This window comes from Bacilli bacterium, assembly GCA_036381315.1.
In the GTDB taxonomy this organism is placed as follows: Bacteria; Bacillota; Bacilli; order Paenibacillales; family KCTC-25726; genus DASVDB01.
The window spans coordinates 1-11299 of sequence record DASVDB010000035.1; the positions used below are offsets into that span (position 1 = coordinate 1).

9 protein-coding genes are annotated in these 11299 nt (G+C 51.8%); 8 read left to right on the forward strand and 1 reads right to left on the reverse strand.

The features are described 5' to 3' along the window. Window positions 1-143: 143 nt before the first annotated feature. From dxs to spo0A, 7 genes are all read left to right on the forward strand, one after another. Window positions 144-2054, forward strand: a complete 1911-nt coding sequence (gene dxs / locus VF260_02735; protein HEX7056103.1) for a 1-deoxy-D-xylulose-5-phosphate synthase — start codon at window positions 144-146, stop codon at window positions 2052-2054. A gap of 5 nt (window positions 2055-2059) precedes the next feature. Continuing rightward, window positions 2060-2908: a TlyA family RNA methyltransferase gene (locus VF260_02740; protein HEX7056104.1), complete on the forward strand. Its 849-nt coding sequence runs from the start codon at window positions 2060-2062 to the stop codon at window positions 2906-2908. A gap of 82 nt (window positions 2909-2990) precedes the next feature. After that, complete coding sequence (locus VF260_02745; protein HEX7056105.1) at window positions 2991-3458, forward strand: hypothetical protein; 468 nt, start codon at window positions 2991-2993, stop codon at window positions 3456-3458. Window positions 3459-3461: 3 nt separating this feature from the next. Beyond that, a complete protein-coding gene (gene argR, locus VF260_02750; protein HEX7056106.1) occupies window positions 3462-3911 on the forward strand; it encodes a transcriptional regulator ArgR in 450 nt (149 codons plus the stop codon). A 35-nt stretch (window positions 3912-3946) separates the two neighbouring features. Next, window positions 3947-5674 (forward strand): DNA repair protein RecN, encoded by a 1728-nt coding sequence (gene recN / locus VF260_02755; GenBank protein ID HEX7056107.1) that lies wholly within the window; start codon window positions 3947-3949, stop codon window positions 5672-5674. Between the two features lie 180 nt (window positions 5675-5854). Further along, window positions 5855-7162, forward strand: coding sequence for a SpoIVB peptidase (spoIVB, locus tag VF260_02760; GenBank protein HEX7056108.1), 1308 nt, complete (start codon window positions 5855-5857; stop codon window positions 7160-7162). Window positions 7163-7352: 190 nt separating this feature from the next. Continuing rightward, window positions 7353-8144 carry a sporulation transcription factor Spo0A gene (gene spo0A, locus VF260_02765; protein ID HEX7056109.1) on the forward strand — a complete coding sequence of 264 codons (792 nt, stop codon included), beginning with the start codon at window positions 7353-7355 and terminating at the stop codon, window positions 8142-8144. 472 nt (window positions 8145-8616) lie between these two features. Here spo0A and VF260_02770 read toward each other — a convergent pair whose 3' ends face one another. Continuing rightward, window positions 8617-9648, reverse strand: coding sequence for a glycosyltransferase family 4 protein (locus tag VF260_02770; protein ID HEX7056110.1), 1032 nt, complete (start codon window positions 9646-9648; stop codon window positions 8617-8619). A gap of 1049 nt (window positions 9649-10697) precedes the next feature. Here VF260_02770 and VF260_02775 point away from each other — a divergent pair. After that, on the forward strand, window positions 10698-11299 hold a 602-nt coding region (locus VF260_02775), incomplete at its 3' end, for a HipA family kinase (protein HEX7056111.1).

The following is an 11299-nucleotide window of genomic DNA, read 5'->3' on the forward strand; positions in this document are numbered from 1 at the left end:
TGGCAAATCGTATTCCATCCATCATGCCACCAAGATCATGCTCATCATCGGGAAATTTTTCGCTGTGCTGGAACGCCGCTTTGGCCTTCGCATATTTGCCGGAGAAAGAAAGAAAGATAAAACGGGAAGGCGGGGCGACAAACGTGCTTGAACGCATCAGCCGGCCTGACGATTTGAAAAAATTGCCCATTCGCGATCTGGAAACACTCGCTTATGAGATCCGGCAGTTTTTAATCGCCAGGCTTTCGGCGACCGGGGGCCATTTGGCGCCGAATCTGGGCGTCGTGGAGCTGACGATTGCCCTGCATTACTTATATAATAGCCCGCAGGATAAAATCATTTTCGATGTGGGCCACCAGGGATACATACATAAAATTTTGACCGGCCGCAAGGACGAATTTGCCACGCTGCGCCAGTACAAAGGGTTGAGCGGCTTTTTAAAGCGCCGCGAAAGCGAGCATGACGTCTGGGAAGCCGGACATTCGAGCACTTCGCTATCAGCGGCGCTGGGCATGGCGATCGCCCGCGACGCCAAAGGCGAAAACCACAAAGTGATCGCGGTGATCGGAGACGGCGCCTTGACCGGCGGAATGGCGCTGGAGGCGCTGAATCATATCGGCCATGAGAAGCGAAATTTGCTCGTCGTGCTAAACGACAATGAAATGTCGATCGCGCCCAATGTCGGCGCGCTGCACAATTACTTAAGCCGGATTCGCGCGGACAAAACATACCGCAAAGCGAAAGAAGAAATTGAATATTTGCTGAAGAAAATTCCGCATATCGGCGGCAAGCTGGCGAAGACTGCGGAGAAATTGAAGGACAGCCTGAAATATCTGGTCGTTACGGGCGTGCTGTTTGAAGAACTTGGTTTTACATATTTCGGTCCGGTTGACGGGCATCATCTAGAGCAGCTGATTGAAACGTTCAGGCAAGCGGATAACGTGGGCGGGCCTGTGCTGGTGCATGTCGTTACCGTGAAAGGAAAAGGTTTTATCCATGCCGAGAATGACGCGCACAAATGGCATGGCGTCGGCGCATACAAGATCGAATCCGGCGATTTTCCGAAAAAAACAAGCCCTCCGACTTATACCGAGGTATTCGGCGAAACGTTGCTGGAATTGGCGCGGCGCGACGAACGCATCATGGCGATCACGCCGGCCATGCCGGGAGGCTCGGGGCTCATCCCGTTTGCCGAAACGTTTCCCGAGCGCATGATTGATGTGGGAATTGCGGAACAGCATGCGGCAACGTTAAGCGGCGCGCTGGCGCTCGCCGGAATGAAGCCCGTCTTCGCCGTTTATTCCACGTTTGCCCAACGGGCGTACGACCAGATTGTCCACGATATTTGCCGGCAAAATTTGCCTGTCGTTTTGGCGATTGACCGGGCCGGTTTGGTCGGTCCCGACGGCGAAACGCACCAGGGCGTATTTGACATCCCTTTTTTACGTCATATCCCCAACATGACAATCATGATGCCGAAAGATGAAAACGAACTGCGGCATATGCTGTATACGGCGGTTTCTTTTGCAGCGGGACCGGTTGCCGTGCGTTATCCGCGGGCGGCGGGGCTAGGCGTCAAACCGGATCAACAGCTGAAAAAAATTCTGATCGGCAAGTGGGAGATGCTGATTAGGCCGGATGGCGCAAAAACCGGCGCGGCCATCCTTGCGGTCGGCCCCCATATGGTGCAATTGGCGCTGGCGGCGGCGGACCGGCTAAACAGGGACGGAATGATCGTTGCCGTTGTCAACGCTCGCTTTATCAAGCCGCTTGACGAAGAAATGCTGCTTCATTTCGCCGAGCAAGGCGCAAATTTGCTGACGCTGGAGGAAAGCAGTCTATCCGGCGGCTTTGGCGGGGCGGTCATGGAATTTTACGCGCAAAAGGGCATCTACGGAATGCGAATCAAGCCGATGGGCATCCCGGACAGGTTTGTCGAACACGGAAGCATTCAGGACCAATTGCGTGAAGCGGGCCTTACGCTTCAACGGGTGCTGGCCGAAATGCGCGCTCTCATGCCGCGGCAATCGGGCCCGAGTATGAACGGGAGCTAGGTACAATGGCGAAAAGCAAAGAACGAATCGATGTGCTGCTGGTGGAACAGGCATTTTTCCCCAGCCGGGAAAAAGCAAAAGCCGCCGTTATGGCGGGGCTGGTCTATGTCGGGACGGAACGGATTGAAAAAGCCGGCATGAAAATTGACCGGGACGCGGCCATTCATGTCAAGGGCGCGCCGCACCCTTACGTCGGCAGGGGAGGCTTGAAACTTGCCAAGGCGCTGCGGGCGTTTTCCATCGATTTGACCGGTAAAGTCATGCTCGATATCGGCGCCTCCACCGGCGGCTTTACGGACTGCGCGCTGCAAAACGGCGCCGCTTATGTGTACGCCATCGACGTCGGCACGAATCAACTGGACTGGAGCTTGCGCACAAATCCGCGAGTTTGCGTAATGGAACGCACCAATTTCCGTTATTTGCAAGCGTCAGACCTGACCGGCCCGCTGCCGCAATTCGCCGCCATCGATGTTTCCTTTATTTCGCTGAAGCTCATTTTGCCAACGCTCAAGAAGTTGTTTGCCGATCGGAACGGGGAAGTTGTCGCTTTGATCAAGCCGCAGTTTGAAGCGGGCAGAAACCAGATCGGCAAATCCGGAGTCGTCCGCGACCGGCGCGTGCACGAAGCGGTTTTGCGCGACATTTTAACGTTTGCGGCGGAGCTTGGATTTAAACTGCAAGGGCTCACTTTTTCCCCGATTACCGGGGGCGAAGGCAACATTGAATTTCTTGCTTTCTGGCAATTCGGACAACCGGCGTTAGCTCACGCTGAACCGTCAGCGGAGCACTTTGACCAAACGATTGCGGCCACGGTGGCGGAGGCCGGCAAAACTTTCGGCAAAGGGGAAAACTGAAGAAAAAAGGAAAACCGGAACCAATCGCGAATATATCGAAAGCAGGGCTCACCGTATATAAACATGCGGGGGTGAATCGATCGTGGCTGGCGGAGAAACATTCGTGCTTGTCGCCATCGTGATTGGTTTTGCGCTTTTGGGGCTGTACCGGCTCAAATTGTGGCTGTACAAACCTGTCAGCCCGCGTTTGCCGGTTCCGGCGGAGGAATTCCATGAGCACGATGCGGCCGTACAATTGCTCAGGCAAAGCGGCTATGATGTCATTGCCGGGAAATATCGGGTGCCGATCGAAATTCAACTGGACGAGAAAACGCTTGGCAGCAGGTACTATATCGATTATTTCGCAAGAGACGGCCATGAATTGTTCGTCGTGAAAGTATCGCGCGAGCGAATGCCGATTGAATGGACAGGCAGCGGCATTCGCGATAAGCTGCTGCCTTATTTTTTGTTGTTCGAGCAAGTATCCGGTTTGCTGTATGTTGACCTTGCCGAACAGCGCATCCGCAAAATGAAGGTGGTTCTGGATTTGGAAAACAAATTCGGGAGGTAACGCATGAAAGGGAAAAGGCAGATCAAAATCCGCGAAATTATTACAAACAACGAAATCGAAACGCAGGATGAATTGGTGGAAGCGCTGCGCGCCGCGGGCTTTCCCGTTACGCAGGCGACGGTTTCCCGCGACATCAAGGAACTGCATTTGATTAAAGTGCCGGTGGATGCCGGAAAATACAAATATTCTTTGCCCACGGACCAGCGTTACAATCCTGTGCAAAAGTTGAAACGGGCTTTGCAGGACCATTTCGTGCAAATCGATTACGCGGAAAACCTTGTTGTCCTGAAATGTTGGCCGGGCACCGCCAACACGATCGGCGTACTGCTTGACAATTTGGAATGGCCGGAACTGTTGGGGACGATTTGCGGCGACGATACCATTTTGCTGATATGCCGAACAAAGGAGCAAAGCGCACGCTTGGTTGAACAAATTCACGCGCTGTTGGCTTAAAACGCGGCGCCTGTTTTGAAGGAGGATTTGCGTTCATGCTGAAGGAATTGTCCATTCGCAATTTGGCTGTAATCGAATCCGTCCAGCTGCGGTTTTCGCATGGGTTTCATGTTTTGACAGGCGAGACGGGGGCGGGCAAATCGATCATTATCGACGCGCTCGGCTTGATTGCCGGCGCCCGCGGTTCCGCCGATCTGGTTCGTTTTGGATGCGAAAAAGCGGAAATTGAAGCGTCGTTTGAATGTGCTAAAGCGCATCCCGTATGGGAAGAGCTTGCACGCCTCGGCATTCCGGCAAGCCCGGATGAATTGCTGATCATTCGGCGGGAAGTCACCGCGCAAGGCAAAAGCTCCGCCAGAGTCAACGGACAAATGGTCAATTTGGCGATGTTGCGCGAAATCGGCGAACGCATGGTCAATATTCACGGCCAGCATGAACACCAGTCGCTCCTGAAAACGGAACGGCATATTGAATTGCTCGACAATTATGGCGGGCCCGATTTGTCCGCCGCGAAGGAGAAATACCGGTCGCTGTATCGCGCATATGCCGAAACGGCGAAAGAACTCGCGCATTTGCGCACGGCAGCGATGCAAGGGCTGCAAATGGCCGATTTGTACCGGTTTCAATGTGAAGAAATCGCCGCCGCCGGTTTAAAAATCGGCGAAGACGAATTGCTGGCCGAAGAAAAGCGCAAACTGGCTAATGCGGAGAAATTGGCCGCCGCTATCGCCGGCGCCTACGACACATTGAACGGAAACGGGCGCGCGCTTGAGGCCGCGGCGCAGGCAATGGCGCAGGTAGAAGCGGCGGCTGAATTTGACAAAGGCGCGCTCATGCCGCTGTTGGAACAACTGCAAAACGCGTACTACCAGTTGGAGGATGCCGCATTTCAATTGCGCGATTATCGGGAAAATCTGGAGTTTAACCCCGAACGTTTAGAGCAAATTGAAGAACGGTTAAATACGATCTACGGGCTAAAACGAAAATACGGCGGGTCGATCGCGGCCATTTTGGAGCATTATGATAAAACCGCCAAAGAACTTGACATGATTGAAAATAAAGATGAACGGATTCGCCAACTCGAAGAACGATCCGCCCGCGAGCTTGCGGATTTGGCTAACGCGGCGGAACGTTTGTCGGCGTTGCGCAAAAACGCGGCCGCGAATTTGAGCAAGGACATTATCGCACAGCTTCGCGATCTGCAAATGGAAAAGGCCGGATTTGCCGTGCACATAACCCGCATTGAGGAACCGGGCGGCGTAAACGTGAACGGAACGGCGGTAAAATTTTCGCAAGACGGTTGGGATAGCGTTGAGTTTCTCATTTCCGCGAACCCGGGAGAACCTTTGAAAAGTTTAAGCAAAATCGCCTCGGGCGGGGAATTGTCCCGGATTATGCTGGCGCTGAAGACGATCTTTGCCGGCATGGAGTCAATCCCCGTGCTGGTATTCGATGAGGTCGATACCGGCGTTAGCGGCCGGGCTGCGCAGGCGATTGCGGAAAAACTGGCGGATTTGGCCAAAGGATTTCAGGTATTTTGCATCACGCACTTGCCCCAGGTAGCGTGCGCGGCGGACCAACATTTCCTGATCCTTAAAGAAGTGTCGGGCGACAGAACGTATACGCGCGTGGAACCTTTATCCGAGCAGGGCCGCGTGCAGGAATTGGCCCGCATGCTGGGCGGTGTGGAAATAACCGAAACGACGCTGCATCATGCAAGTGAAATGCTGCGCATGGCCAAAGAAAAGATAGGGAACCGATAAAAAGATTTGGCAACGATCGTTCCTTCCTTTCCAAAACCGACGAGAACAAGCATTAGTTTTCATCATAAAACGGTTAAGGCACGGTTAACTTAAAGGTACGCAATTGGCGACCACCTTTCTCGTCAGGCGAATGAGGCGTGAGGGAGCGTGATGTGCTTGGGTTTAAGTGCAGTCAGAAGAATGATCGGACTTATGCTTGTCTTTTTCCTCTGGTCAATTTGTTTGACGCCGTCTTTTCAGTCTTACGCATCGCTGCCAAGCGAGCTGCGGCTGTTTTCCGGACAAAGCAAACAGTTGCATTTTACAATGCCGGTAAACGCCCAGGTAACGGTAAAAGATCTCGACATCGTCGCGATCAACGGAAAGGTAAAGCATTCCCTTCAAGTCGATTTGCATGAACCGCTCGCATTACAATCGCTACAAGCCGGGAAGACGGAAATGAGCGTAAGGCTTTTCGGCGCAATACCCATCAAAACACTGAAAGTCAACGTCATTCCCGACCTGAAAGTCATACCTGGCGGACAGACAATCGGCGTAAAGATTAAATCGGCAGGAATTTTGGTTGTCGGGCATCATCTGGTTACGGTTGGGCAAGGACAAAAAACTTCTCCGGCCGAGCAGGCGGATGTTCGGTTGGGCGATTTAATCACGAAAGTGGACGGCGTCCGGATTAACGACGTCGCGAAAGTCGCCGACTTGGTCAATGCCGCCGGCAAAAGAAACGGCGAAATGAAGCTGACGATTCTGCGCAACGGCACGGAAATTGAACGCCGCATCCGCCCCGCTTTGGACATGGAGGAGCGCGTTTATCGGCTCGGCGTGTACATTCGCGATTCGGCTGCCGGGGTCGGCACCCTGACCTTCTATGCCCCGGAACATGGCATTTACGGAGCGTTGGGGCACATTATTACCGATCTTGATACGCATACGCCGATCATACCCGGCGGAGGAGAAATATTAAATTCCAGCGTTACTTCGATTTCCAAAAGCCAAAACGGCAGCCCCGGGGAAAAACGCGCCCATCTGTTCAATGACCAAAAAGTGCTCGGCAATATCGAGAAGAACACGCAATTCGGCATATTCGGGAAAATGTACCACCCCCCCGGCAATGCGGCATACCGCGAAGCGCTTCCCGTGGCGTTTGCCGAAGACGTCCATAATGGACCGGCGCAAATCTTGACGGTTATCGACGGGCAAAAGGTGGAGAAGTTTGATATTGAAATCGTGCATACGTCCAGACAAAACACACCGACAACAAGAGGCATCGTTATCCGGATAACGGATCCGCGGCTGCTCAACAAAACCGGAGGCATTGTGCAGGGCATGAGCGGCAGCCCGATTATCCAGGACGGCAAAATTGTCGGGGCCGTAACGCATGTGCTAATCAACGATCCGAAATCGGGATACGGCTGCTACATTGAATGGATGCTGCAGGACGCCGGCATCTTGCTGAAAAGCGGCGCCAATCGGGAGCTTAAGGTTGGGTAACCTTAAGCTCCTTTTCCGCGGTTGCGGAAAATGACGAATAACAACGAAAAAAGACGAATATGGAAAATTTACAAAAATATGATAAAAATATTTTTCGACAGAAGGATTTTATGATTATGTGTCGAAATCGTAAAAGGGGGAATTTTCCAAAAAAATTGTATATGAAACGTACCAAAGGAGGAATTTTAAGTTGTACAGGACTCAAGTATTGCTCGCAGACGACAACAGGGAATTTACCAATTTGCTTTCGGAATACCTGGCCGCGCAAGACGACATGGACGTGATTGGCGTCGCTTATAATGGCGACGAGGTGCTTCGCTTGATCGAAGAAGAACGCAAAATTCCCGATGTGCTGATTCTTGACATTATTATGCCCCACCTTGACGGGCTGGGCGTTTTGGAACGGTTGAAAGCAATGAATTTGTCGCCGCAGCCGAAAATCATCATGCTGACTGCGTTCGGGCAAGAAAACATTACGCAAAAAGCGGTTCAACTGGGCGCATCTTATTACATTCTCAAGCCATTCGACATGGAAGTTCTGGCTAACCGGATTCGCCAATTGATTTCGCCGCAAGCCGCAACCACGGCAGGAGCGCCAGTGCGCAACGTCGTGCCGATTGCCAAAGGCCGAAATCTCGACGCCAACATCACCAGCATCATTCACGAAATCGGCGTGCCGGCGCATATCAAGGGATACCAGTATTTGCGCGAAGCAATCACGATGGTTTACACCAACATCGAGATTTTGGGCGCCATTACCAAAACCCTGTATCCGGCCATCGCCGAAAAGTACAAAACGACGCCTTCCCGCGTCGAGCGCGCCATCCGTCATGCCATTGAAGTCGCCTGGACGCGCGGCAATATCGATTCGATCAGCCATCTGTTCGGCTACACGATCAACATCAGCAAGGCGAAACCGACGAACAGCGAATTTATCGCGATGGTGGCGGATAAATTGCGCATCGAGCACAAGGTGTCGTGAGCCGGGCGGGACAACTTTACATCATATGTACAAAGACCACGACTTTATTGGGAAAGCAAATACAAACAAAGGAGTGGTTTATTTTTAAATAATGAAAAATACTGTTGTCGAATAGTTAACAGTTTGCATTTGACCGCATACCTTTCCACGGGAGCGGTCTATTTGCGTTTACTCGCCAGTATCGCGACAATTAGCGAACCGAGTCCTTCCGCGAGGTAGCCGATTGCCTTGCAGCGCAACGCAAAAACAGGTGAATCGCCTTCCTCGCCTTCCCGCACTGCGCAAAAACGTGAGTTCCCTCCCTGCATCGCGAGCGTTACCCCTACATCCCCACGCAACGCTAACGGACGCAGCAGAGGCTAATTGCCGAAAAAAGGCTGGACAAAAATTTAAATTTAGAAGCCGGGCGTAAAACCCCAAATAGCCACTGTCACGTCCGTTTCCCATTATGTGACTAACACTTGGCGCAACCTTAACCCTCCAAAATCGACTGCAGCGTATCGGCCAATATCCGGGTAACCTTCGACCAGGTATATTCCCTCGCATAGTTTTGCACCGCCGCGGGATTAAACCGTTGCGCATTCGTTTCGCAAAGATATTCAATCATAAGCGCGATTTCTTCCGGCGTAACTTCCCAATAGAGTTCGTTTCCATTGCCGCCGTCCCGTATTTTCCAGTATCCGCTCGTCATCATGTGCGAGTAGGGCATATTCAGCCCGTAGCAAGCATAGGCGGAATTAAGCGGATAAATGAGCGATGTTCCCACAGAGGCAGCCTCCAGCCCGATCATGCCGAAAGACTCCATGCGGGCCGGGGCGATAAAATAATGAGCGCGGGCCAGCAAACGGTACCATTCTTTGCGATCGAGAATCTCCGTCACAACCTCCATATTACCGGCATTTGCGGCATAATCCCAGCAATCGGATTTGATAATCAGATGAACGCGCTCGTCGTCCGCAAACTGATCGTTAAAAACATTGATGAGCAAATCCAGGCCCTTGCGGAATCCCCCCAAATATCCGGCATAAATCAGAACCAAACGTTCCTGTTCCTTTTGGTATATGTCAATGTCCTGCGATTCGGTTTCATCATAGCCCAACGGCACGACAAAAATTTTCGCCTTTACTCCGTTGAAGATCAGCAGATTGCGGGTAAAATCGGAGACGGTCAGCAAATACGGCAAGTTGTTGTTGATTTCCGCCACTTTTTCATCCGGCAATATGCCCTTGTCAAAATACAAAAGCGGCACATGGAAGCGGGCGGTGCCGTCTTCTGCAAAATGATTTCCGAGCAATGCGGAGAACGGATCGCAGGAGCGAATGGAGATATCCGCCCGTTCGCCACGGTGAATGGTGCATCCTTGCGGAATCGTGTGCGAATCGCTGCCTTCCCAAGGCCGCACATAAACTGTGTGCCCGAGCTTAAGAAGATGCCTGGTAAAATGATGCGAGATGATCCCGATAGACGAATAGTCGTTAAACACGCCATCCCATATAATCTTCATGCATGAACCTCCCAAAAGTTTTCCGTATTACCATAATCAAAATCCAGATTGGCGTCCCGACAAGTTCCGGCAGCTCGCGTGCAAGCTCCCGATTCCATGGCTCTTAGCCAAAAAAAGGAACCTTTATTTGCGAGACACCTCATCATGCTTCCGGTTTGCAAGCACAAATCGGATTGTCCGCCGCAACCCTTGTCCAAGGGAAACCTGCGGCGCCCAGCCGGATGTCAACCGAAGCTTCCACCGCATCATCGACATAATGAAAGCCGCGTAACATACCTCCATTGATATACAAGCGTTGTTCCGTTATCAGTTTACGTGGACAGTATGATTTCGCCACGGCGTATGAACGTTACGCACGTTACTCAACTAATTGCCGGATTGTCCAAACCGGCAATAGGAAACGTCATATAGTGAGAAGTAGAAAATGAACGGCGATTTTCAGAGGTACCCACCCGCCCGGTGCTAACGGACGCAGCGGAGGCTATTTGCCGAAAAAAGGCCGGGCCAAAATTTTAACGGACGCTTGAGCGGCTATTCGCCGTTTTTTTGTCTGAATACCGCACAAAGTGCTTAAATAGGCGCGCCTGCGACCGTTAAACTTGAAAACCGGGCGAAAACCCCCAAATAGCCTCTGTCACGTCCGTTAGAGCTGAAAACACCCTAATACGAAGTTGCAAGCCGGTGAACCGGCAGAGATCCCAAGCGAAAAAGGCCGTAAGCCGGCCGGGATTTCACGCTTAAAGGTTGCAAGCCGAAATGCCGACCGTGGTTTTGCGGATGAGTTACGGCCGAGTGTCCGTATAATTCTCCGGGAAATATACGATGCGTCTCACCCGTCGTGGTTTTTCCGCGAGAACGAATTTATGGGATTTTTGTTGAAAAGGAGGACTTGTCGCATGCGCGACTTCACAGGAGATTTTTCCTCATGGGAGGAGGCTTATACGTTTGATTCGTTAGAAAGCCGGGAACCGGAAGATATAAGGGCGCAAAACAAGGGAATGCTGTTCCGCCAAAAGGCTTCTTGCAAAAAGTTAGGCAGCGAATGATCAATGGCGCTGAAGGCGGTGCAATTCGTCAAGGCGTTGGCCACCGGTTCGACAAAACCGTTCATTGTGGAAGGGGAAGACGGGGAGCTTTATGTCGTGAAGGGCGGAGTAAAATTCGTCGATACAACCGTTCAGGTTTGCGAATGGCTGGCGTACCGGTTAGGATGCTTGCTGCAACTGCCGATCGCGCCCGGGATCATCATTGAAATCCCCGAGCAGCTAATCGATCGTGTGCCGGAAATGCAGGCAAACAGGATTGTGGGCGGTTTGTATTACGGCAGCCGGTATTTGTACCCAACGCTAAAAATCAGTCTTAATGAAAAATTTATTTCCCAATGCAAAAACAGGGCGGAAGGCGCCGCGATGATCTTGTTTGATCATTGGATCTGCAATTTTGATCGGACGAGCAACTTTGAAAATTTGATCATTACGAAAAACGGCGACTTGCATTTCCATATGATCGACCACAATGGCGCGTTTTACGGCGGTTGGTGGTTTGATGAGGTTTATCCGATATCCCCGCAAACCTTTTGGGGAAAAATTTATCAGTCATTTGTCCCCTATATTGATAAAACAGATCCTTTTGCGGAGATTATCCAACATAG

What these genes read in the sequence shown, in the direction of transcription:
- spoIVB (HEX7056108.1), top strand. Translation starts at nt 5,855, where the DNA reads ATGATCGGACTTATGCTTGTCTTTTTCCTCTGGTCAATTTGTTTGACG.
- VF260_02740 (HEX7056104.1), top strand. Translation starts at nt 2,060, where the DNA reads ATGGCGAAAAGCAAAGAACGAATCGATGTGCTGCTGGTGGAACAGGCA.
- recN (HEX7056107.1), top strand. Translation starts at nt 3,947, where the DNA reads ATGCTGAAGGAATTGTCCATTCGCAATTTGGCTGTAATCGAATCCGTC.
- VF260_02770 (HEX7056110.1), bottom strand. Translation starts at nt 9,648, where the DNA reads ATGAAGATTATATGGGATGGCGTGTTTAACGACTATTCGTCTATCGGG.
- argR (HEX7056106.1), top strand. Translation starts at nt 3,462, where the DNA reads ATGAAAGGGAAAAGGCAGATCAAAATCCGCGAAATTATTACAAACAAC.